The organism is Vreelandella azerica (assembly GCF_013112225.1).
Classification (GTDB): Bacteria; Pseudomonadota; Gammaproteobacteria; order Pseudomonadales; family Halomonadaceae; genus Vreelandella; species Vreelandella azerica.
The window spans coordinates 83,484-106,214 of record NZ_JABFHI010000001.1; the positions used below are offsets into that span (position 1 = coordinate 83,484).

The 22,731-nt window shown below is 56.7% G+C and carries 21 protein-coding genes and 4 pseudogenes; 15 read left to right on the forward strand and 10 right to left on the reverse strand.

What is annotated here, in order from left to right; genetic code table 11:
• Window positions 1-18: 18 nt before the first annotated feature.
• Together HLB35_RS00420 and HLB35_RS00425 are read right to left on the reverse strand one after the other, a co-directional pair.
• Window positions 19-2,609: pseudogene (locus tag HLB35_RS00420) on the reverse strand (heavy metal translocating P-type ATPase).
• The gene (locus HLB35_RS00425) at window positions 2,606-3,025 is read right to left on the reverse strand and encodes a MerR family transcriptional regulator (RefSeq protein ID WP_171701099.1); all 420 of its coding nucleotides are present in this window, start codon (window positions 3,023-3,025) and stop codon (window positions 2,606-2,608) included. The pseudogene HLB35_RS00420 and the gene HLB35_RS00425 overlap by 4 nt, the downstream one beginning before the upstream one ends.
• Before the next feature lie 269 nt (window positions 3,026-3,294).
• Between HLB35_RS00425 and HLB35_RS00430 the strand changes: the two genes are divergently transcribed.
• The 8 genes and pseudogenes from HLB35_RS00430 (at window position 3,295) to HLB35_RS00465 (ending at window position 11,307) form a co-directional block, all read left to right on the forward strand.
• On the forward strand, window positions 3,295-4,626 hold the full coding sequence (locus HLB35_RS00430; protein WP_171701100.1) for an OmpP1/FadL family transporter: 1,332 nt from the start codon (window positions 3,295-3,297) through the stop codon (window positions 4,624-4,626).
• Between the two features lie 208 nt (window positions 4,627-4,834).
• Window positions 4,835-5,933, forward strand: a protein-coding gene (prfB, locus tag HLB35_RS00435) for a peptide chain release factor 2 (RefSeq protein WP_171701101.1) whose coding sequence is annotated in 2 segments (ribosomal slippage) — window positions 4,835-4,909 and window positions 4,911-5,933 — 1,098 coding nt in all. Because the reading frame shifts where the segments join, the coding sequence is not laid out codon by codon here.
• Window positions 5,934-6,015: 82 nt separating this feature from the next.
• Window positions 6,016-7,526: pseudogene (lysS, locus tag HLB35_RS00440) on the forward strand (lysine--tRNA ligase).
• A 197-nt stretch (window positions 7,527-7,723) separates the two neighbouring features.
• Window positions 7,724-8,110, forward strand: a complete 387-nt coding sequence (locus HLB35_RS00445) for a hypothetical protein (protein ID WP_171701102.1) — start codon at window positions 7,724-7,726, stop codon at window positions 8,108-8,110.
• 81 nt (window positions 8,111-8,191) lie between these two features.
• Window positions 8,192-9,595, forward strand: coding sequence for an MFS transporter (locus HLB35_RS00450; protein ID WP_171701103.1), 1,404 nt, complete (start codon window positions 8,192-8,194; stop codon window positions 9,593-9,595).
• Window positions 9,596-9,647: 52 nt separating this feature from the next.
• On the forward strand, window positions 9,648-9,956 hold the full coding sequence (locus HLB35_RS00455) for a BolA family protein (RefSeq protein ID WP_171701104.1): 309 nt from the start codon (window positions 9,648-9,650) through the stop codon (window positions 9,954-9,956).
• On the forward strand, window positions 9,953-10,753 hold the full coding sequence (locus HLB35_RS00460; protein WP_235936915.1) for a hypothetical protein: 801 nt from the start codon (window positions 9,953-9,955) through the stop codon (window positions 10,751-10,753). Before HLB35_RS00455 ends, HLB35_RS00460 begins: the two co-directional genes overlap by 4 nt.
• A complete protein-coding gene (locus HLB35_RS00465) occupies window positions 10,750-11,307 on the forward strand; it encodes a GNAT family N-acetyltransferase (RefSeq protein ID WP_235936916.1) in 558 nt (185 codons plus the stop codon). Before HLB35_RS00460 ends, HLB35_RS00465 begins: the two co-directional genes overlap by 4 nt.
• A 16-nt stretch (window positions 11,308-11,323) precedes the next feature.
• Here the strand turns inward: HLB35_RS00465 and zapB are convergent, their stop codons facing one another.
• Together zapB and rsmD are read right to left on the reverse strand one after the other, a co-directional pair.
• Window positions 11,324-11,521 carry a cell division protein ZapB gene (zapB, locus tag HLB35_RS00470; RefSeq protein ID WP_171701105.1) on the reverse strand — a complete coding sequence of 66 codons (198 nt, stop codon included), beginning with the start codon at window positions 11,519-11,521 and terminating at the stop codon, window positions 11,324-11,326.
• A gap of 100 nt (window positions 11,522-11,621) precedes the next feature.
• Window positions 11,622-12,286, reverse strand: a pseudogene (rsmD, locus tag HLB35_RS00475) (16S rRNA (guanine(966)-N(2))-methyltransferase RsmD).
• A gap of 30 nt (window positions 12,287-12,316) precedes the next feature.
• On the opposite strand from rsmD, the pseudogene ftsY reads away from it, so the two are divergent.
• The 4 genes and pseudogenes from ftsY (at window position 12,317) to rpoH (ending at window position 16,198) form a co-directional block, all read left to right on the forward strand.
• A pseudogene (gene ftsY / locus HLB35_RS00480) lies at window positions 12,317-13,541 on the forward strand (signal recognition particle-docking protein FtsY).
• A complete protein-coding gene (ftsE, locus tag HLB35_RS00485; RefSeq protein WP_171701106.1) occupies window positions 13,538-14,206 on the forward strand; it encodes a cell division ATP-binding protein FtsE in 669 nt (222 codons plus the stop codon). The pseudogene ftsY and the gene ftsE overlap by 4 nt, the downstream one beginning before the upstream one ends.
• Window positions 14,203-15,177, forward strand: a complete 975-nt coding sequence (ftsX, locus tag HLB35_RS00490) for a permease-like cell division protein FtsX (RefSeq protein WP_171701107.1) — start codon at window positions 14,203-14,205, stop codon at window positions 15,175-15,177. Before ftsE ends, ftsX begins: the two co-directional genes overlap by 4 nt.
• 154 nt (window positions 15,178-15,331) lie before the next feature.
• Entirely contained in the window at window positions 15,332-16,198 is an 867-nt protein-coding gene (gene rpoH, locus HLB35_RS00495) for an RNA polymerase sigma factor RpoH (protein WP_171701108.1), read from the forward strand.
• 80 nt (window positions 16,199-16,278) lie between these two features.
• Here the strand turns inward: rpoH and slmA are convergent, their stop codons facing one another.
• The 5 genes from slmA to coaBC form a co-directional block, all read right to left on the reverse strand.
• Window positions 16,279-16,887 carry a nucleoid occlusion factor SlmA gene (slmA, locus tag HLB35_RS00500; RefSeq protein ID WP_171701109.1) on the reverse strand — a complete coding sequence of 203 codons (609 nt, stop codon included), beginning with the start codon at window positions 16,885-16,887 and terminating at the stop codon, window positions 16,279-16,281.
• Between the two features lie 16 nt (window positions 16,888-16,903).
• The gene (argB, locus tag HLB35_RS00505; protein WP_171701110.1) at window positions 16,904-17,800 is read right to left on the reverse strand and encodes an acetylglutamate kinase; all 897 of its coding nucleotides are present in this window, start codon (window positions 17,798-17,800) and stop codon (window positions 16,904-16,906) included.
• 35 nt (window positions 17,801-17,835) lie between these two features.
• A complete protein-coding gene (locus tag HLB35_RS00510) occupies window positions 17,836-19,224 on the reverse strand; it encodes a phosphomannomutase/phosphoglucomutase (RefSeq protein ID WP_171701111.1) in 1,389 nt (462 codons plus the stop codon).
• A gap of 86 nt (window positions 19,225-19,310) precedes the next feature.
• The gene (dut, locus tag HLB35_RS00515; RefSeq protein WP_171701112.1) at window positions 19,311-19,784 is read right to left on the reverse strand and encodes a dUTP diphosphatase; all 474 of its coding nucleotides are present in this window, start codon (window positions 19,782-19,784) and stop codon (window positions 19,311-19,313) included.
• 67 nt (window positions 19,785-19,851) lie between these two features.
• Window positions 19,852-21,096 carry a bifunctional phosphopantothenoylcysteine decarboxylase/phosphopantothenate--cysteine ligase CoaBC gene (coaBC, locus tag HLB35_RS00520; RefSeq protein ID WP_235936917.1) on the reverse strand — a complete coding sequence of 415 codons (1,245 nt, stop codon included), beginning with the start codon at window positions 21,094-21,096 and terminating at the stop codon, window positions 19,852-19,854.
• Window positions 21,097-21,207: 111 nt separating this feature from the next.
• On the opposite strand from coaBC, the gene radC reads away from it, so the two are divergent.
• Window positions 21,208-21,882 carry a RadC family protein gene (gene radC, locus HLB35_RS00525; protein ID WP_171701114.1) on the forward strand — a complete coding sequence of 225 codons (675 nt, stop codon included), beginning with the start codon at window positions 21,208-21,210 and terminating at the stop codon, window positions 21,880-21,882.
• A gap of 29 nt (window positions 21,883-21,911) precedes the next feature.
• On the opposite strand, the gene HLB35_RS00530 is transcribed toward radC, so the two are convergent.
• Window positions 21,912-22,205, reverse strand: coding sequence for a hypothetical protein (locus HLB35_RS00530; protein ID WP_171701115.1), 294 nt, complete (start codon window positions 22,203-22,205; stop codon window positions 21,912-21,914).
• A 24-nt stretch (window positions 22,206-22,229) separates the two neighbouring features.
• Here HLB35_RS00530 and rpmB point away from each other — a divergent pair, with 24 nt between their 5' ends.
• Both rpmB and rpmG read left to right on the forward strand, forming a co-directional pair.
• Entirely contained in the window at window positions 22,230-22,466 is a 237-nt protein-coding gene (gene rpmB, locus HLB35_RS00535; protein WP_171701116.1) for a 50S ribosomal protein L28, read from the forward strand.
• Window positions 22,467-22,521: 55 nt separating this feature from the next.
• Window positions 22,522-22,677 (forward strand): 50S ribosomal protein L33, encoded by a 156-nt coding sequence (gene rpmG / locus HLB35_RS00540; RefSeq protein ID WP_027337782.1) that lies wholly within the window; start codon window positions 22,522-22,524, stop codon window positions 22,675-22,677.
• Window positions 22,678-22,731: the final 54 nt, after the last annotated feature.

Genomic DNA, 22,731 nt, shown 5'->3' on the forward strand with positions numbered 1-22,731 from the left:
CGAGATTAACCATAATACTCATGCGCTCTGCTCCTGTGTGGTTGCGGTGTCTAAATGACGGGCAGTGTGCTGGCGTTGGGATTTCCATAGCCGCAAACGGTTGGCGTTGCTGACCACTGTGATGGAAGACAGCGACATGGCCGCCCCAGCAATCATCGGTGAAAGCAGCATGCCGGTCAGCGGGTAGAATACCCCGGCGGCAATCGGAATACACAGTACGTTGTAGCCAAAGGCGCCGACCAGGTTCTGCTTGATGTTGCGCAGAGTGGCCTGACTGATCTCGATGGCATCTGCCACCCCGTGCAGCGAACCGCGCATCAGGGTCATGCCGGCACTTTCAATCGCTACATCGGTGCCTTGGCCGATGGCAAAACCAACGTTGGCACGTGCCAGGGCAGGGGCGTCATTAATGCCGTCGCCGACCATGCCCACTATTTCCCCTTCTTTCTGCAGGCGCTCGATCTCTGAATGTTTGTCTTCGGGCAAAAGCCCGGCGCGGTAGTCATCAATACCCACCTCGCGGGCAATGGCGGCGGCCGTGTGCTGGTTGTCACCGGTCAGCATCACGACCTTGAGGCCATCGCTTTGCAGCCGTTTGATGGCCGCCTTGGTATCGTCGCGCAGCGGGTCGCTGATACCAAACAGCGCCGTTAGCTGGCCGTCAACCGCCAGATAAACCAGCGTGCGTGCCTTGTCTTCCAATTCGCGAGCAGTGTCCTTTCCGTCCGCCAGGTCGATGCCCGCGTTCTCCAGCAGGCGCGCATTGCCCAGCAGTAAAGCCTTGCCGTCGGATGTTTCGGCCTTGACGCCACCACCGGTGACGCTATCAAAGTTATGGATCTCCGCTGCTTTTGCGTTGACGTCTTCGCCATGGGCAGTGAGTGCTGCTGCCAGCGGGTGCTCCGAGCCACGCTCCAGTGCCATCACATAGCCAAGCGCGGTCTCTTCATCGCCCTGAAGGGTATGCGCCTCGGTGACGCTGGGTTTGCCTTCGGTCAGCGTACCGGTCTTGTCGACCACCAGAGTGGTCAGCTTGCTGGCGGTTTGCAGGGCATCGCCGTTGCGCACCAGCACGCCGTGCTCAGCGGCTTTGCCGACCCCTATCATGGTTGAGATAGGTGTGGCCAGGCCCAGCGCACAGGGGCAGGCGATAATCAGTACCGTGGTGGCGGTGACCAGCATATGAATCACCCGTGGCTCAGCGCCAAAGTTAAACCATACCAACGCGGTCAGCACGGCGATAATCATTACCGAAGGCACAAAGATACTCGATACCCTGTCGGCCAGTTCGCCAATCGGCGGGCGCGAGTTCTGAGCGTTGGCGACCTGCTCGGTGATCTGTCCAAGCCGAGTGTCAGCACCCACCCGGGTAGCCTGATAAACAAGCCCGCCCTTGCCGTTGACAGTGCCTGCACTGACCTCATCGCCGGCTGATTTTTTCACTGGTACCGGCTCGCCGGTCAACATGGATTCATCAATATGGCTGGCGCCTTCAAGCACTTCCCCATCCACCGGCAGGCGCTCGCCAGGACGCACACGGATATGGTCACCGCTACGTACGGCGTCAATCTCGATTTCCTGCTCCTCACCGTCGCGGATCACCCGGGCGGTGCGGCTTTGCAGATCCAGAAGGCGCTTCAACGCATCGCTGGTGCGGCCACGGGCTTTCAGCTCCATGGCGTTGCCGAGCAGAATCAGGCCAATCACCATGGCCGAAGCTTCAAAATAGATGCCGTGGGCGACTTCTGGCAGCCAGGGCGCAAAGGCAACCACCACCATGGAATACAGCCAGGCGGTGCCGGTACCCATGGCGACCAAAGTGTCCATATTGGCCTGGTGATGCTTGAAATTTTTCCAGGCGTTAACAAAAAAGTGACGACCGGGAAAGGCCATGACCGCGAGGGTAAGAAGACCGATCACCAGCCAGAAAAGTCGCCCGCCTCCCACAGGGTGAGGGTGGTAGACAAACATGCTGAGCATCAGGGGCAGGGCCAGCGCCAGGGCATAAGCACTGCCTTTGAGGCGCTGTTTATACTGCTTGGCTTCCTGTTCGGCGCGGGTTTTTCTGCCTCGCGCATATCAACGATCGGCTCGGCGCTATAACCGGCGGAATCCACTGCCTCCATCAGTGCCTGCGAGTCTGCCTGACCAAATACCTGAGCGGTGTGGGTGCCGAAATTAACGCTGGCAGTTTCAACGCCCGGGGTGTTTTCCAGCGCCTTCTGCACGCTTTTGACACAGCTGGCGCAGGACATGCCGCTGATGGCCAGACGAATCTGCTGGTTTCCCGAGCCTTGATGTTCGGCTGCTTGACTGGCCTGGCTGTCGGTAGTTTGAGCGCTGGGTTCAGTATCTACAGCGCTGTCTGGTTTGTCATCTTCCACTGCCAGTTCACCGGGTGGGTAGCCAGCATCTTTTAAGGCTTGATCAAGTTCAGCGCCGTCGAGTGTAGTGGTAACATCCAGATGTTTTTCTGCCGGAGTACCGATTACATCAGCGTCGCCGTCCAGCGCCTGAATGGCTTCGCGCATACGCTTGACACAGCCCTGGCAGTTCATGCCGGGCACCGTTCGAGTCAGCTGTTGTTGAGATGAGTTGTCGTTGCTCATTGGGTCTCCTGGTCATTGGGAAAGCTTTCGATCAGGCGGCAGAGAGAGTGGCCATCCGGTGCAGCATCCGGCATGTCCTGCCAGCTTTCCAGCGCGGCCTCCATGCGTGCGGCGAGTGCCTGAAGCTCATCAATCTGGGCGCGTACCTGTGGCAGACGGTGAGCCAGCAGGTCGCGCACCAGCGGGCAGGGCGAGTCGCCATGATCCGCATGCGAGAGAATGTCGCGTACTTCAGCAATACTGAAGCCAAGTTTGCGCGCTCGCTGTACAAAACGCAGCCGTTCCAGGTCGCTTTGGGTAAACAATTGATAGCCATTGTCAGGGTGACGTTCAGGGTTCAATAATCCCTCGCGCACATAATGTCGTACGGTTTCACTGGTGACCTCCGCCTGACGGGCGATTTCGCTGACTTTCAACTCTGTCTCCTTTCATTCGGGTGTTCTTAACCTGTCCTGGCAAACAGTTTAGAACCTATGTGTTACCCAAAGGTCAAGCCATAGATTGGGTTGTGTGACATTTTGTTAAAACGGCAATTTAAAACGATCGTTCGACTAATGTATAAAGTGAAAATGGAATAAAACGCTCGTTTGCCCTTGATCCTGAGCGCCGAGTGCGAGAAAACACACATGTACAATCAACAAAGGCGATGGGAAGCGCCGCAGGATAATCACAACTTGGGGTACGTATGAATAACAAATTCAATAAACTGACATTGGCCACGGCAGTTGCCGCCATAACAATGGCATCTCAGGCCCACGCCGGCGGGTATCAGATCAACGAACAGAGTGTCAGCGGCCAGGGGTATAGCCATGCCGGACGCAGCTCGAATATTAACGATGCCACCATCGTATTTGGCAACCCCGCAGGCATGTCGTTTCTTGAGCGTGCTCAAGTAACGGCTGGGGGAACTTTTCTTAGCGTTGATACCGAGCTAAGTAATGTCCAGGCTAACCGTATGTTAGATGCTGGAGTTGTTCGAAGTGGCGCTCCGGTAGGCACTCAAGTGCCAATCGGCAGTATTCCTGGCACCAATGAAGGCGATATGGTGCCGGGTACATTGGTGCCCTTTGCTTTTTATGCGCACCCTGTCAACGAAAGGCTGGCCTTTGGCTTTGGGGTTTATGCGCCTTTTGGCTCAAATACAGATTATGAGAAGGACTTCCAGGGACGCTATTTTGGCGATTACACTGAAGTACGCGTCGTCAGCGCCCAGCCCACGGTGTCTTATCGCTTCAATGATCAATGGTCAGTTGGAGCGGGTGTTACTTACAATCAGGTGGAAGGCGAGCTGCGCCGTCAGTTACCGACTGAGCTAGCATTTAACTCAGCGGCGGATATTGACTCACGGGTAACCGGTGATGACGACGGCTGGGGCTACAACCTGGGGGTGATTTACCAGCCTGTGCCAGAAACCACCTTTGGCCTGACCTACCGTTCCAAGGTGGATTACGACCTGACCGGTGACTTTATTGCTAAGGACCCAGCGGGTGATGTGGTACGCAGCGATGACGCCAATCTGGACCTTTCTACTCCGGAAACCGTCAACTTCTCGCTGACCCAGCAGATGAGTGAACGGCTGAAGCTGATGTTTGGTGCTTCCTGGACTCGTTGGAGCCGGTTCCAGGAAATCAGGGTGCTCGGCAGTCAGGGGAATACCATCACCCAGGAAACCCAGAATTATTCCAATGCCTGGGCCTTTGCCACCGGTGGCGAATACCAGTTGACTCAGACGCTGGCACTACGTGCGGGTGTGGCGCTTGATTTCACCCCGACCAACGATGAATTCCGCAGTGTACGGATTCCCTCTGATGACCGGCGCATCTTCTCGCTGGGTGCTGGCTGGACGCCGACCGATAACCTGACCGTTGACCTTGCCTATTCCTATCTCAGCGAGCGTGGTACCTCGATTGATCAGCAGCGTAGTGATTCATTACAAGGCGTAGGTGGTGCCACCTACTCAGCCGATTACAAGAATGAAGCCCATGGCATTGGCGCACAGATGACCTATCGCTTCTAGTGAAAACGTTTTTCTGACCTGTTAAACCCGGCTTAGGCCGGGTTTTTGCTGTTCAGTTGGCCGCTATGGATGCGATGTTGGTGGTGTTTGGTTACAATATTGGCCATTATCATGTGAGGCCGCTGCGGCAGAAGGTATGAACGCTACCTTATGCTGCCGCGGCGTCTGTTGTTTTTTCTGTCACTTTTTTATCAAGGCCAGAGCCATCATGCTGGAAACCAACCCGATCCATAATCAAATCAAGGACCTGTCTGAGCGGACAGAGGTTCTTAGGGGGTATCTTTGACTATGCCGAGAAGAAAGATCGGCTAGAGGAAGTCACCCGCGAACTGGAAGACCCCAACGTCTGGAGCGACCCGGACTACGCTCAGAAACTTGGCAAGGAGCGATCCTCTCTCGAAGCCATCGTCGCGACTATTGATCAGCTGGAGCAAGGGTTGGCTGACAGCCGCGACCTGCTGGAACTTGCCGAGATGGAAGAGGACGAAGGCACCGTTGAGGAAGTCAGCTCAGAGCTTGACGGCTTGCAGCAAGTGCTGGAGAAACTTGAGTTTCGGCGAATGTTTTCCGGCGAAATGGATGCCAATAACGCCTATCTGGATATCCAGTCCGGGTCAGGGGGTACCGAGGCGCAGGACTGGGCTAACATGCTGCTGCGCATGTATCTGCGCTGGGCTGAGCACCATGGTTTCAAGGCCGAGCTGATCGAGCTTTCCGGCGGGGATGTCGCGGGCATCAAATCAGCGACCATTCATATTCAGGGTGACTACGCCTTTGGTTGGCTGCGCACCGAAACCGGTGTGCACCGTCTGGTGCGCAAGAGTCCGTTTGATTCCGGTGGGCGCCGTCATACGTCTTTCGCCTCGGTATTCCTGTCGCCTGAAATTGATGACAGTTTTGAGGTTGATATCAACCCGTCGGATCTACGCGTCGATACCTACCGTTCCAGCGGTGCGGGCGGCCAGCACGTCAACACCACGGATTCAGCGGTGCGCATTACCCACGAGCCCAGCGGTATTGTTGTCGCCTGCCAGAGTCAGCGTAGCCAGCACGCCAACCGCGACTTTGCCATGAAGCAGCTCAAAGCCAAGCTGTGGGAAATGGAAATGGACAAACGCAATGCGGCCAAGCAGGAAGCAGAAGAATCCAAGGCGGATATTGGTTGGGGCAGCCAGATTCGCTCCTACGTGCTGGATGATCAGCGCATCAAGGACCTGCGCACCGGCGTTCAGTCAAGCAGCTGTGACAAGGTGCTGGATGGCGATATTGATCAGTTTATTATTGCCAGCCTGAAGCAGGGGCTTTGATAGCGCTATCGACACTGATGACGACGGCTTGGAATGATTGACCGGCTTTTTTATTGACCAGCTTTTACATACAGGGTGCCATATGGCAAACCACGACGGATCACACGAAAACGAAAACCATCTGATTGCCGAACGCCGTGCCAAACTGGCGGTGCGTCGTGAACGTGCCGCCGAACAGGGCAAGAGCGCTTTCCCTAACGATTTCCGTCGCGACAGCCTGACGCTTGAGCTCACGCAGGCCTACGGCGATAAAGACAAGGCGACGCTTGAAGCGCTGGATCAGCATGCCTCTGTGGCTGGTCGGGTGATGCGCCAGCGGGGGCCTTTTGTGGTGATTCAGGATGTGGCCGGGCAGATCCAGCTATACGTGGATAAAAAGGTTTGCCCGCCGAGGTGCTGGAAGATATCAAAAGCTGGGATATCGGCGATATCGTGGCTGCCCACGGCCCAGTGCATAAATCCGGCAAGGGCGATCTGTATGTGATGATGAAAGAGGCGCAGCTGTTAACCAAGAGTCTGCGTCCGCTGCCGGACAAGTTCCATGGCCTGACCGATCAGGAAGCGCGCTATCGCCAGCGCTATGTGGATCTGATCATGAACCCGCAGTCGCGCAAGGTATTCGAGACCCGTGCAGCGGTGATCAGCGCCATGCGGCGCTTCTTTGAGGCGCGCGGCTTCATGGAAGTGGAAACACCCATGCTGCAGCCGATTCCCGGCGGTGCTACGGCGCGTCCGTTTATTACTCACCACAATGCGCTGGATATCGATATGTATCTGCGTATTGCACCGGAGCTTTATCTTAAGCGTCTGGTGGTGGGCGGTTTTGAAAAGGTGTTCGAGATCAATCGTAATTTCCGCAATGAAGGGCTTTCCACCCGCCATAACCCGGAATTTACCATGGTCGAGTTCTACTGGGCTTACGCCGATTACCGCGACCTGCTGGATATGACCGAAGCCATGTTGCGCGCCACGGCGGAAGAAGTGCTGGGCACCACGCTGATTGAGTACCAGGGCGAGCAGTATGACTTTGGCAAGCCCTTTGCCCGGCTGACCTTGCGTCAGGCGATTCTGGATCATGGCGATGCCATCACCGATGCAGATCTGGATACATTGGAAGCCGCACAAGCGCTTGCAGCCAAGCTGGGTATCAAGGTGAAAGAGAGTTGGGGGTTAGGCAAACTGCAGACCGAGATTTTCGAAGAGGTGGCCGAGCACAAGCTGGATCAGCCCACCTTTATCATCGAATACCCAGCAGAAGTCAGCCCGCTGGCACGGCGTAATGACGCCAATCCTTTCGTGACCGACCGATTTGAGTTCTTTGTCGGTGGGCGTGAAATTGCCAATGGTTTCTCAGAGCTTAACGACGCTGAAGATCAGGCCGAACGCTTCCGTGAGCAGGTAGCGGAAAAAGATGCCGGTGACCTGGAAGCCATGTATTACGATGCAGATTACGTGCGTGCCCTGGAGTATGGGTTACCACCCACCGCAGGCGAGGGCATCGGCATTGACCGTCTGGTAATGCTGTTTACCGATAGCCCTTCCATCCGTGATGTGCTGCTCTTCCCGGCCATGCGTCCTGAAGTTGGCGAGTAAGTGCTTTCCATAACAGGTGACCGTTATCTGTTGGTCGTCCCTGAATAAAAGTCGCGATGGTTAAGAGATGAGGCCGATGCCGTTATTGACCGGTATCGGCCTCATTTTGGGCATTAAAAAGACAAAGCGTTTGCATTGATGGCAAACTGCTACATAAGCGCCCATAATAGTGGCGTTTCGACGGCGAGGAGAATCCTATGAAACTGCTAAACCGCTCTGCCCTGAGTGTCAGGCCGACCCAAGCCTTTGTGGACTGGATCAATGCGCTCGAACCCACTCTGGGAGGCGACGACCTGACCCTGGACGACGTCGAACGCGAAAGTACCATTTACCTGATTCCCGAGATGGACACCCCTGAAGCACTGGAGACTTTTGTTCAGGAGCGCCACCAGGTGATTCTTGAAACCGAACTGCGCGCCTGGGAAGAAGATGAAGCGCAATGGCCACAGTCGCTGGACTGGTCGCTGTTTCAGCACTTCCTGAGAGTCGAGCATAGCTACCTGGCCATTGACCTGGACGACGATACCGCCCTGGAAATCTCCGAAGTGGACGATGCCCTGCTGCTGGATAACGACGATAGCTGATTTATTCCCCATCTATTTGAGTTCGCGATTACCTGCGCGATAACAAGACCGGCCCAGGCCGGTTTTTCAGGACTCTTTGATATGCGGCTTTTCGAAACTCGCCCTGGCGACGACGGTCTTCCGGGCGCTAAGCGTTTCCTTGCCGTTCTGGCATTAATTACCGGTACCCTGATGGCGGTGGTGGATACCACCATGATCAACCTGGCGTTGCCCACCATCGCCGCGGATCTGGGAGTGTCCGGCGCGCGCGCCGTGTGGATCACCAACCTCTTTCAGGTTATCTGTGCCGCTTTTCTGCTGGTTTTTGCAGGTATCAGCGAGTTGGTGACCCGTCGCCGCCTTTATCTGTTCGGGTTGAGTGTTTTCGTGTTGGCTGCCCTGGGGGCCGCGCTTTCAAGGCAGCTGGAAACCCTGTTGGTGTTTCGTGCCCTGCAGGGGCTTGGTGCGGCGGCGACGCTGTCAATTGGCCCTTCATTATATCGAGCGATCTTCCCCTCGCGGCTGCTGGGCAGTGCTCTGGGGCTGTCTGCCCTGGTGGTGGCCGGCGGTTATGCAGCAGGGCCTACCTTAAGCGGCGTGATTCTGTCGTTTGCCGATTGGCCCTGGCTGTTTGCCCTGAATGTGCCGCTGGGGCTAGTGTCGCTGCTGCTGGCGCGGCGCGCCTTGCCGAGGGATGTTCCGCGTAAGGGCAGTTTTGATACCCTGGGCGCCTTGCTGTCGATGATGATGCTGGCCAGCTTTTTCCTGGCCATGGATGCGATTGCCCATACAGCGCCTTTGTGGCAAAGCGGTGGCTGGTTGGGCATGGCCGTCGTAGCGTGTACGGCCTTTATTCAGCGCCAGCGCCGCGCGGCCTATCCCTTGTTGCCACTGAGTGTGTTTGCCGAAAAGCGCTTTACCCTGGCGGTATCGGCGTCCGGGCTTGCCTTTATTGGTCAGGGCTTGAGCTTTGTCGCCTTATCGTTTTTCTATCAGGAGCAAATGGGTTTTACACCGCTGGAAACGGCCTGGCTGTTTACTCCCTGGCCGCTGGCGATCATGCTGGTTGGCCCTCTTGCCGGGCGTCTGGCGGATCGCATCAACCCCAGCCTGATTTCCAGTACCGGTCTGGTATTACTGATCGGCGGGCTGATCTCGCTGGGGTTGGTGGATGAAAGTACGGGCGTCCTTGGTAGCCTGTGGCGCACGGCGCTGTGCGGCATCGGCTTTGGTATGTTCCAGCCACCCAATAACCGGGAAATGATGGCTAGCTTGCCGCCTGAACGCAGTGCCAACGTCTCCGGGGTGATGAGTACCACTCGGACGGTTGGACAGTCGCTGGGTGTGGCCTTGGTTGGCGCGGCTCTGGGGTTGGGGCTTGCCGTGCAGTGGACGTTATGGCTGGGTGCCTTGACGACGCTGATGGCGCTGTTGGCAAGCCTGGCGCGGGTTCCGTTGGCCGGTCAGGCGCTACGTCAACGGCGTTTATCGTCTGAAGGGCGCTGACGGCGTATAATTGTCAAAACGCCAAGACAGCTTTTAAGCACAGGAGAAGGTCATGTCGCTACAAACGCAGATCGAGCACAAACTCGCGACACTTGAACCGGTGGTGGTACAGGTAGAAAACGAAAGCCATCGGCACAATGTACCTGCCAATTCAGAGACCCATTTCAAGGTCACCCTGGTGAGCAGCCGCTTTGAAGGGCTGATGCCGGTCAAGCGCCACCAGCAGATGTATGCCTTGCTGGCCGATGAGCTTTCCGGTCCGGTGCATGCGCTGGCACTGCACCTGTATACGCCTGAAGAATGGCTGGCCCGTGGAGGGGAGCGTCCCGATTCACCCAATTGCCAGGGCGGCGGTCAGTGAACGCCGAAGTCATTCGACGGCAGTACCTGGATGCCATGGGTATTACCACCTGGGCATCCCGCTATCAGTTACCCCATGCGCTTGAAACGCCCGCCTGTGAATGGGAGGACGTAGTACCCCAGCGTGTCACGCCCAGCCAGCGACTGCATGCGCTGCTGGATGATGCCCAGCAGGCCGCAGCAGCCCAGCGCCAGGCACACCAGACGCCTTATGACGTAGATGAGGCGCCGGTTCAGGCGTCCTCAGATTCTTCCTCGTCGCCCCAGGCCCTGCGGTCACTGTTAGGTGGCACAGCTGAGGAAGAGGCCAATACCCCGCAAGAGCATCCGCCAGCAGAGGCAACGCCTAGAAAATCAGCGCCTGATGCTGAAGCGCAAAACAGCACGCTGGCAAGTGCGCCGAGCACGAAACCTGAGCCGTTGGTATTCACCCTGTCATCCTGCTGCATTGAAGGACGCTGGTTGAACCTGATGCCAGGCGAGATTGAACGCACCGAACAGGCATTGCTGAATAACCTGTTGGGCGTTATTGCCGGGATGCCATCCTCTTCACTCAATGTGATGACCTTCAGCTGGCCGCCGATGGCCAATGGCCCCCAGCCGGATGATCCGCTGGAAGAAGCTCGCGATGGGCTTAATGCTTTTATCAGTGGTACAGCACGGCGTAATGGTTGGCAGTTGGAGCGTGTTTTGTGGTGGGGGAACTACAGGCATCCCCCTTGCGGCGCTGCTCAACCTGGAGAATGGGCAGAGTCAGACGCTTGGCTTGCCTGTCTGGCAGGGGGCTACGTTGGATGAACTGGCTCAAAGCGCCGATGCCAAGCGCCGGTTGCTGCCCAGGCTGCTTGACCTGCGCCAAGCGCTTGGCGCCTGACAAAATGCTGGAAATCAAGCCCTTATCCAATAATCATCTTGAAGCACTGCTTGAACTGGAAGCTGCCGCTGCCAGTGGTATGCGCCCTGCCGCTCTGACATCGGCGCTGAAAGCGCCAGCTATCAGAGTGCTGGGCGCCTGGCAGGATGCAGGTAAACAAGAGGCAAGGGTGCTTATTGGCTATGCCATTGTGGCCATCGGACCTTTTGACGCCGAAATTGAAGCCATTGGCGTTCTGCCAGGCTGGCGGCGTCATGGGATTGCCGGTTTGCTGATGCAAGCGCTGATTGACGTTGCCACTCAGGCTGGCAGTGAACGGCTGTTACTGGAGGTCAGAGAAACCAATGACCCGGCCATCAGGCTGTATCAGGCTTTCGGTTTTACCCTTGATGGACGCCGTAAAGAATATTATCCGGCAGTGGAGGGCACTGCCGGACGAGACGATGCGCTACTGATGTCGCGAGGGTTACGCAGCTGACCCAGTGGCAGTTGCGTTAGGGTGTGGCAGCGCTTTCTGTCATATCGTCAAACTTGCTAAGCAGGCCGGTCAGGCGTTGTTCCCACTCCTCACGCTCCTGCTTGAGGCGCTGGTTTTCTTCGCGCAGCTCCTCGTTTTCCAGCTTCATCAGCTCCAGTGCTTCTACGGTGGCAGCGACTTTTTGATCGAGCTGGTTGAACAGTTCCTGGCTCATTGACTTCTCCTTGGGACTCTTGTGAGTTGATTGATTGGTCAAGCGTATCGTTACGCGCCTGGCGCGACAAGCGTTAAGATGGCGTAAATTATCTCCATGCTCAACGGGGTGCGCGCTGATAAAGTCTGGCCACGGTATCGCCAGCGCGGGTTTCTCGGTAAAGCGACCAGTTGGCAGGTGTTTCAGGGGTTAATAAAACTTCACATTCCAGGTAAATCATGGCGTTGGCGGCAAGCCAACCGTTGGCTTCCAGCATCGCGCAGCAGGGCTCGGCCAACCCTTGATGAAAGGGGGATCCAGAAAGGCCAGATCAAAAGGGCTTCCCGGCTGGGCCAGGTATGTATCCACGTCGACGTTGAGCACTTGCCCGTGTTCAGCACCCAGAGTTGCCAGGTTGGCGCTGATCTGATCGGCGACCCTACGCGCCCGTTCAACAAACACAAGGTCACTGGCACCACGGGAAAGTGCCTCTATACCAAGGGACCCGGTGCCAGCAAACAAATCCAGTCCGCGCTGGGCATACAGAGACTGGCCAAGCCAGTTAAACAGGGTTTCACGTATGCGATCAGGGGTCGGGCGTAGCCCCGGGCTATTGAGTACGGGTAGCTGACGGCGGCGGTAGTCACCGCCAATAATGCGCAGCTTGCCACCACCGATGATAGCTTGGCATTGGCGCGTGCAGAGGGGGTTGAGCGTTTTCTTTTCATGATCAGATTGTAGCGGGCTGTGTATCCAAAGTCTTGGTGCAGGGTGGTAGGATGGCAGTAATGTTCACTTTTTTCGCGGATGATAGCCATGTTCGGTTTTTTAAAACGTAAGAAACAGCAGGAAGCGGTGGGTCAGACCTCTGAGCAGGAGCTTGATAACCGCTCTGACGAAGAGGATGTTCAGGAGTATCACGAGGACACTGACAGCCTCCCCTCATCCCAACCAGAAGAGCCGCTGGCCCAGGCACAGGAAGCCGCTGAAAGCCCGGTTATGCCTGAGGGGAAGTTGCCAGACGCTGAGCCGGTGAGTGAGCCAGAGCCTGTATCGCTGCCTCCTGCGGCGCTACAGGAAAAGCCCAGGGCCGCTGAGAAAAAGGCTGGTTTTCGCGCATTAGGGCAGGCTTGGGGAAAACTCGTGCCAACCTGACTGATGGCATCGCCGATCTGTTTCTGGGCAAGAAGCAGATTGATGATGAGCTGCTTGAGGATCTGGAAACCCAGCTGTTAATGGCAGATGTCGGTATCGAGGCCACCACTGAGATCATTGAACGCCTGGAAGCGCGTGTGTCACGCAAAGAGCTTAACAACCCGGAAGCCTTGTATCGCGGCTTGCAGGAAGAGCTTGGCGCCATGCTGGAGCCGGTCGCCAAGCCTCTGACCTTTGAAAAGGAAGGCGATGGCCCCTTTGTCATTCTGGTGGTAGGGGTCAATGGTGTTGGCAAGACCACCACCATTGGCAAGCTGACCCAGCGTTTTCAGCGTGAAGGCAAAAGCGTCATGCTGGCCGCCGGGGATACCTTTCGTGCGGCGGCGGTGGAGCAGTTGAAAGTCTGGGGGAGCGCAACAGTGTGCCGGTAATTGCTCAGCATACAGGTGCAGACAGTGCTTCAGTGATTTATGATGCAGTCGCTGCCGCCAAGGCACGTGGCGTTGATGTGCTTATCGCAGACACGGCGGGACGTCTGCATAATAAGGGCCATCTTATGGAAGAGTTGAAAAAGGTCCATCGAGTGATGACAAAGATTGATTCAAATGCACCCCATGAAGTCATGCTGGTGCTTGACGCAGGTACTGGCCAGAATGCCATCGCACAGGCCAGCACGTTTAATGAAGCCGTGCCGGTGACCGGGATTACCCTGACCAAGCTGGATGGTACGGCCAAGGGCGGAATTATTTTTGCCCTGGCCAAGCAGCTTGAAACACCGATTCGGTTTATCGGCGTAGGCGAAGGACTGGATGACCTGCGCCCCTTTGCGGCGAATGATTTTATCGGCGCCCTGTTTGATCGCCAGAGTGAAAATGAACGCACATGATCGACTTCGAGCATGTAGCCAAGCGCTATGGAGGGCGCTTTGAAGCGTTGGCGCACCTGAATTTTCGCGTTGACCGTGGGGAAATGGTGTTTCTCACCGGCCACTCCGGTGCTGGCAAGAGTTCGCTTCTACGCCTTATCATGCGCCTCGAAAAACCCAGCCGTGGACGCGTGGTAGTTGCCGGGCACGACCTGGCGAAACTGCATTCGAGCATGATCCCTTTTTATCGGCGCCAGATTGGCGTGGTCTTCCAGGATCACCAGCTGCTGTTTGACCGTTCCATTTTTCACAACGTCGCCCTGCCTCTGGAAATTCAGGGGATGGAGCCGCGTGATGCAGCACGGCGCACCCGGGCTGCCCTGGATAAAGTCGGCCTGCTGCACCGTGAAAAAGCCCTGCCGATTGAGCTATCCGGTGGTGAACAGCAGCGCGTGGGCATTGCCCGTGCGGTAGTCAACAAGCCCGCACTGCTGCTGGCTGATGAGCCGACCGGGAACCTTGATCCTCAATTATCTGCTGACATCATGGCGCTGTTCGAGGACTTCAACCGGATTGGTACCACCGTCATGGTCGCCAGCCATGACCTGGCGCTGATTGCCCGTTTGCGCCACCGTATGCTGCGCCTGCATGAAGGTCGACTGGTCGCCGACGAGGGGATTCAATGACATCCACTCCACCTCCTCAACGTCGCGGTGCGCGCACCCAGCAATCGCGTTTTTCCAGCCGCCTTGAATCCTGGAAGCTGCATCATCGCGCCATGGCCATTGACAGCCTGCGCCGTCTACTGCGCCATCCCCTGGGTAGCCTTTTGACGATGCTGGCGATTGCCATAGCGCTGATGTTGCCCGCAGGCCTGTGGCTAACCCTTGATAGCGTGCGTGGCCTGGATGCTGAATTGACCCAAAGTGCTACCTTGACGGTCTACCTGGACTCGACGGTGGATAGCGCTGAGGCAGAGCGTATTCATCAGGCAGTGATGGCGCAGCCGGAAGTCATCGAGACGCGCCTGATTGATGCCGATGAAGGCCTGCAGGAGCTGCAGCAGTCTCTGGGCCTGGATGACACCCTGGTTGGTCTTGATGAAAACCCCTTGCCATTTAGCATAGTGGTGCACCCGGACGATGTGTCGCCACAGACGATGCAAGCCACGGCAGACTATTTTGCCGGTATGGCCGGTGTGGACGAAGTACGTCTCGATCTGGCCTGGGTGGAGCGGCTTCGCCAGATTACCGAGCTGGGTAACCGAATTGCGCTGGGGCTAGGGGTTCTGTTTGGCTTGGGTGTGCTGCTGATTGTGGGTAATACCATCCGCCTGGCCGTAGAAAGCCGACGGCGGGAAATTGAAGTCGTCATGCTGATTGGTGCTACCCATGCCTTTGTGCGTCGCCCTTTCTTGTATAGCGGTGCCTGGTACGGATTGGGTGGCGGTGTGTTGGCGCTGTTGCTGCTGGGGCTGGGCGGCCAGTGGTTGGCGCTACCGGTCACCTCGCTGGCGCAAAGCTACGGAGCGGATTTCACGATGCCTTCTTTAGGGCTCGGCGGCTCTACAATTTTGCTGTTTTGCAGTACACTATTTGGCTGGTTGGGTGCTTGGCTGGCAGTATCCCGCCACCTTTCCAGCATCAAGCCAGAATAGCGCTATCTTCTGATCAACAGCTTCTGTTCAACAGCGGTAGGGTCAGAATGTCAGAATTTGCAGATTTCAGGCTTTGCGAGTTGAACTATTTACTGCTAGAAAGTGTCATAAGTTTATAAGCCATAATGGTTATTTCTAGGGAGACCATCTGCACATGAGCAACAGTCTTCTACCGGTGGGACAGCTATCACCAGGTCATGATCTGGGCGGCTACATCAAGGCGGTTAACAGCATTGCGGTGCTGAGCGCTGAAGAAGAGCGCGACCTAGCGTTCCGCCTGCATAATGAAGGCGATCTTGAGGCTGCTCGTCGTCTGGTGCTTTCGCACCTGCGTTTTGTGGTACATATTGCCCGCAGTTATTCTGGCTATGGGCTGCCCCAGGCAGACTTGATCCAGGAAGGCAATGTCGGCCTGATGAAGGCGGTCAAGCGTTTTGATCCTCACCAAGGTGTACGCTTGGTGTCGTTTGCCGTTCATTGGATCAAGGCGGAAATTCACGAATTTGTACTGCGTAACTGGCGTATCGTTAAAATTGCCACCACCAAAGCTCAGCGTAAACTGTTCTTCAATCTGCGCAGTGCCAAGAAGCGCCTGGCCTGGTTGAATAATGACGAAGTCGATGCGATTGCCGCAGACCTGGATGTCAAGCCGGAAGTAGTTCGCGATATGGAAGGGCGTCTTTCTTCATTTGACGCAGGGTTTGATGCCTCGCCCAGTGATGATGAAGACAGCGTTTATCAGTCGCCAGCGCAGTACCTTGACGATGCTGACTCTGACCCGGCTACCCAGCTTGAATACACTGATTACGAGCAGAATTCCACGCATCTGTTGATGGGCGCGCTGGAAGGGCTGGATGAACGTTCTCGCGATATCCTCCAGCGTCGCTGGCTGTCGGAGGACAAGGCAACGCTGCATGACTTGGCGGATGTCTATGGCGTCAGCGCCGAGCGTATTCGCCAGCTTGAGAAGAACGCCATGAAAAAGCTGCGTGAAAAAATGGGTGACTCGTTGGCGGCCTGATAGCGTCTAACGAATGCGGTATCCAGATACAACAAAACCCCGAGGTCTTTGAGGCTTCGGGGTTTTTGTTTTGGTAACGTTCAAGCGGGAGTTGGCGTCTCTCTTAGTAGTGATCCAGCTACCAGCGCCCACTGATCTTCCCAATGTTCGGTAGGCAAGCGCTTGAAATCGCTGCGTACATATTGGGCGATATGGCCTTCAGCCTGAGCCACTAGCAGGTTGGCAGCCGCTGTCGTGGTGATGGTCGTTCGCTGGCCCTGATTGACTTCAGCTTCGCGCAGCACCTGTTTAAGCTGCAGTTCCAGGCGCTCAAACAGTTGGTGCACTCGCTGGCGCAGCCGGGCGGTTTCACCGGTCAGGACATCACCGTGCATGACGCGGGCAAGGCCGGGGTTTTTTTCGGCAAAGGCGAGCACCAAGGTAAGAATCCTGGCGCAGCGGCCCATGGCATCAGGTACGTCATCCAGAATCCGGGTGATTCGGGTAAACAGGCTTTCCTCGATAAACTCGATCAGGCCTTCGTACATACGCGCCTTGCTGGGGAAGTGGCGGTAAAGCGCTGCTTCCGACACGCCCACCTGGCGTGCCAGTGCGGCGGTAGTAATGCGTTTCCCGCTATCTTCTTCCAGCATTAATGCCAATGCCTGCAGAATCTGCTGGCGACGATCCAGTGTTGAGTCACGCCCCATGGGCTGCCTCCTTGCGTTAGCTTGCGTCAGTAATCAGTGTACCCACCCCGGCGTTGGTGAAAATTTCCAGTAAAACGGCGTGGGGAACGCGGCCATCGATAATGTGGGCGCTGTTGACGCCGCCCTTGACTGCTTCCAGGGCACAGCGAATCTTGGGCAGCATGCCGCCGTGAATGGTGCCATCGGCAATCAGGCCATCCACCTGAGCGGTACTTAGCCCAGTCAGCACCTCGCCTTCGCTGTTCATCAAGCCGGCGACATTGGTCAGCAGCATCAGCTTTTCAGCGTTAAGCGCTTCGGCAATCTTGCCAGCTACCAGGTCGGCATTGATATTGTAGCTATTGCCTGCCTGATCGACGCCGATAGGGGCGATTACCGGAATAAAATCCCGGGCAGCGAGCATCTCGATCAGATCGGTGGAAATCGACTCCACCTCGCCGACGTGGCCGATATCGATAATTTCCGGAGCGGTCATTTCGGGGCTCTGATGCTCGACCTTCAGCTGACGGGCGCGAATTTGGGCGCCGTCCTTGCCGGTCAGGCCAATGGCCTTGCCGCCACTCTGGTTGATCAGGTTGACAATGCTCTTGTTGACCAGCCCACCCAGTACCATTTCCACCACGTCCATGGTGCGCGCATCGGTTACCCGCATGCCATTGACGAAGCGGGATTCAATGTTCAGCTTGGCCAATAAATCACCAATCTGGGGCCCGCCGCCGTGAACGACGACCGGGTTAATGCCGACTTCCTTCATCAGCACAATGTTGCGGGCAAAGGAATCGATCAGGGCGGTTTCCGTCATAGCGTTACCGCCGTACTTGACCACCACTGTCTTGCCTGAGAACTGCTGGATGTAGGGAAGTGCCTCGGAAAGGACTTCCACAACGACTTGGGGGTCGCGGCTTGATTGCATGGCGTTTTCCTCGCGTAATCCAATGGGCAAAAGCGTTACTCGGTCGGCAATGCAAGGCTGGGGTCTACCTGGCGCAGAGCCGCCGCGAAACTGGCCTGAATGCGCGCCAGTGCTTCGGCATTCTTGCCCTCAAAGCGCAGCACCAGCATCGGCGTGGTGTTGGATGCGCGGCAAAGCCCCCAGCCGTCCGGATAGTCAACGCGAATGCCGTCCAGGGTGGTTTTGATGCCGTCGCCGAAATCCCCTTCGCGGGCCAGTTTGTCGACCAGAGCAAACTTGTTGTCATCGGTAACCGTGATATTGATTTCTGGTGTGCCCATATCCAGCGGGAAGCTGGCAAAATAGCTGTCGGCGTCGTCCGGTTGACCCGCGAGGATCTCCAGCAGACGCGCAGCGGCATACATGCCATCGTCGAAGCCGTACCAGCGCTCCTTGAAGAAGATATGCCCGCTCATTTCGCCTGCCAGCTGGGCGCCGGTCTCTTTCATCCGCGCCTTGATCAAAGAGTGGCCGGTACGCCACATTTCCGGTTCGCCGCCGGCCTGCTCAATCACTGGCGTCAGGTTACCCGTGCACTTGACGTCAAAAATCACCTTGGCACCGGCATTGCGGGACAGCATGTCAGTGGCAAAGGCCATCAGTAGATGATCCGGGTAAATCAGTTTGCCGCTGGGGGTAATAACGCCCAGGCGGTCGCCATCACCATCAAAGGCCAGGCCGATATCGGCGTTGGTTTCCTTGACCTTGGCAATCAGGTCCTTGAGGTTTTCAGGCTTGCCCGGATCAGGGTGATGGTTGGGGAAAGTGCCGTCGATCTCGGCAAACAGGGGCAGGGTTTCAACGCCCAGGCGCTCGATTAGTTGCGGCCCCATTTCGCCAGCGACGCCATTGCCGCAGTCCACCACTGCCTTGAGAGGGCGCTTGACCTTGATGTCACCGATAACTCGTTCAAGATAGCGTTCGCGGACATCTTCTTCGCGCACTTCACCCTGGCCGCTTGCCAGCTGATTGTCGACGATGCGCTGATACAGGGCGCTAATCGCTTCACCAGAAAGCGTTTCGCCACCCAGAACAATCTTGAAGCCGTTGTAATCAGGCGGGTTATGGCTGCCAGTCACCATGACGCCGGAAGCGGTGCTCTCAAGAATATGGGTGGCAAAATACAGCACAGGGGTGGGCACCATGCCGATGTTGACCACGTTCTGGCCTGCAGCGGTCAGGCCTCGGATCAGCGCACCCTGCAGGCGCTCGCCAGAAAGGCGGCCATCACGGGCAACCACCACCGTGGACTCACCGCGTGCAGCAGCTTCGCTGCCAATCGCCTGGCCGATCTGCTCGACACCGGCTTCGGTCAGGGTGTCGTCAACAATGCCGCGAATGTCATAAGCGCGAAAAATAGAAGCGGGAAGTGAGGTGGTGGTCATCATCAGTCCTGTCAGTGAAGGTCACAAGTTGAAAGCGTTTTTAATCAGGGGTAGTCATCAGTGGCGGCCAGGCGCTACTCAGACACTCAACGGCTACCGGTGCTGCCAAAGCCGCCCGTGCCACGAGCTGAGTCGTCGAATTGTTCCACAATCTGCAGTTGCGCCTGTACGACGGGCACGATCACATACTGTGCCAGCCGTTCGAAGGGCTCAAGCGTAAAGGCCTGCTGGCCACGGTTCCACACCGAGACCATCAGCTCTCCCTGATAGTCTGAATCGATCAGCCCGACGAGGTTACCCAGCACGATGCCATGCTTATGCCCAAGCCCAGAGCGGGGCAGGATCATGCCGGCAAGCTGCGGAGAGCTGATATGGATGGCGAGCCCGGTGCGTACCAGTTGGCAGTCGCCGGGTGCCAGGGTCAGTGGAGCATCCAGCAGGGCGTGTAAGTCCATGCCCGCCGAGCCCTCAGTGGCATAGGAGGGCAGGTAGTCGCGGATGCGCTCGTCAAGAATCCGGCATTGCAGCAGCGGCGTGGTAAGGTCAGTCGGCAGTGTCATTCAAATCTCATCCAGGTATTCAGTACGTTACTGCAGTTTATGCAAGTGTTCTGGTGCGCAAATAGGCTCAGCGGTTTTTCAGGCGACTATCGGCAAGTCGCAGTGCCCGCTGGATAATGGCATCCGCCAGCTGTTGCTTGGACTGTGCTGGCTGGTGTTCGCTTTCTGTACCCTCCTGGCTGCGCCATAGCAACCAGGCTGCGTTATCATCACTGCCAAAGCCTAGCCCCAATGCAGACACATCATTGGCAACAATCATGTCCAGCCCTTTGCGGGTCAGTTTATCGCGGGCGTAATGCTCGACCTCGCGGGTTTCGGCTGCAAAGCCGATCACAAGGGGACGCTTGGGGGCAGGGAGAGCAGCGACACGGGCAATAATATCGGGGTTTTTAACCAGCGTCAGGGTCAGTGTCTCGCTATCGTCGGTTTTCTTGATCTTGTGGGCGGAGGGGGCTTCCATGCGGTAATCAGCAACGGCCGCACAGCCGATGAACAGGTCCGCCTGAGGCGCCAGACGCTGAGCGGCGGCATCCATTTCGCTGGCAGTCTCGATATCAATTCGCTCAACCTTCTCAGGGGTTGGCTGGTTAACCGGCCCGCTGATCAGCGTGACGTTCAAGCCTTGGCGAACGGCGGCGGCGGCCAGGGCAAAGCCCATCTTCCCCGAGCTGTGGTTGGAAATATAGCGCACCGGGTCGAGCGGTTCGCGGGTGGGGCCAGCGGTAATCACGACATGCCGAGCGTTGCCAACTGGTGGTTGCGGCGGGGTAAAGTGCGCCCTCACAGCGTCGCCGATGATTTCAGGTTCGCTCATGCGGCCAAGCCCGGTGTCGCCACAGGCCTGCTCGCCAGCCGCAGGGCCGATCATCTGCCAGCCGTCTTCACTCAAGGTGCGCAGGTTGCGCTGGGTGGCTAGGTGGCGCCACATGGCCTGGTTCATGGCGGGTGCCATCAGGCGCGGTGCGTCACTGGCCAGGCACAGGGTAGTGAGGAGATCATCGGCCATGCCCTGGGCCAGGCGCGCCATGAGGTCAGCGGTTGCCGGGGCAATAACAATAAGATCTGCCCAGCGGGCCAGTTCAATATGACCCATGCCGGCTTCAGCCTGAGGGTCAAGCAGGGAAGTGCGCACTTCTTCGCCAGAAAGTGCCTGTAGCGTCATCGGCGTAATAAATGCCTGGGCGCCCTGAGTCATCACCACGCGCACATCGCAGCCTGCCTGCTTGAGCAGGCGAACGATGAGGGCACTTTTGTAGGCTGCAATCCCGCCGCTGACGCCAAGCAACACGCGTTTACCCGTCAATATGGCCATGCTGACTGTATCCATGCCTATAAAAGGCCTTACCTTACCACTGGCAGGGTTGCTTTGGCATGTCTAAGCTTCAGAGACAAGGATCAACAACGCCATTAGGCAGGGACGCAGATGGGCATCAATCATTGGCCGGAAGGCGAAAGACCGCGTGAAAAATTACTGGCCTTCGGGCCCCAGACTCTATCGGATGCCGAGCTGCTGGCAATTTTTCTGCGGGTTGGAGTGAAAGGGCGTTCAGCCGTGGATCTGGCGCGGGATCTGCTGACCAGCTTTGGTGGACTGCGCCCTCTGATGGAGGCGGACCAGGTCGCCTTCTGTGCTGCCCGAGGCCTGGGCAGCGCCAAATATGCCCAGCTGCAGGCCACGCTGGAACTTTCCCGCCGCCATCTGGCCAGCCAGCTTGCACGGGGCAATGCACTGACTTCACCTGCTCTGGTGCGCCATTACCTGACCTCCCAGTTGCGTCATCTGGGCCATGAAGAATTTGCCGTGCTGTTTCTGGATACTCAGCACCGCATCATTCGTTATGAATCCCTGTTTCGTGGCACTCTCGATAGCGCCTCGGTTTACCCTCGGGATGTTGCCAAGCGGGCGCTGGAGCTGGGGGCTGGCGCGCTGATTCTAGCCCACAACCATCCGTCTGGCGTGGCCGAGCCCAGTGATGCGGATCGCCGGATAACGGATCGCCTTAAAGATGCCCTTGGTCTGTTTGATATTCGCGTGCTTGACCATTTTGTTGTCGGGGACGGTGAAGTGGTCTCCTTTGCTGAGCGTGGCTGGATATAGACGCCAAGTTGTGGGATCATATGCGGCCTTTAAAGATTGGCACCGATAATGCGGTCAATGCCCCTTGTTATTTTGGCTGCCCATCTTTGAACCTCGTATTTCCAGTTATTTTTCGGGGCAGCGCGGGAAACCAGCCAGAGTCCGGAAGACGCCGACAAGGCATCTTTTAGGTCTTTTCTGGCAGTTTTGCTTGCTGCCTGCAAAGTCTTCTGGTATAAAATGCCACCTTTGAACTTGGGTTGAATAACGGGCTTGGGAAATATCCGGCAATATGCATCCGCCGACTGCTTCTCTGCTCCGGTTTGCCCGACAGTTTTGAACAACTCGCCAAGCGGTTGGAGGCTATCATGTCCAAAGTATGTCAGGTTACCGGCAAGCGCCCGGTATCCGGTAACAATGTATCTCACTCCCAGCGTAAGACGCGTCGTCGTTTCTTACCGAACCTGCACACCCATCGTTTCTGGGTGGAATCTCAAAACCGCTTCGTCAAGCTGCGCGTTTCCTCCAAGGGTATGCGTATCATTGATAAGCGCGGTATCGAGACAGTTCTGGAAGACATCCGCAAGCGCGGCGAAGCTATCTAATACTGGCTAAGGGCTATTCAAGCCAAGCCAGGCATCCTATTGGGAGAGTAAGACCATGCGCGATAAGATCAAGTTGGTGTCAAGTGCCGGTACTGGTCACTTCTACACCACTGACAAGAACAAGCGTAATACACCGGACAAGTTTGAATTCAAGAAATACGATCCGGTCGTACGCAAGCATGTGATGTATAAGGAAGCCAAGATCAAGTAAGCCTCTGGCACACTGATCGGCTTTCACCGCAGGCGAGTTTGCCTGTTAAGAACC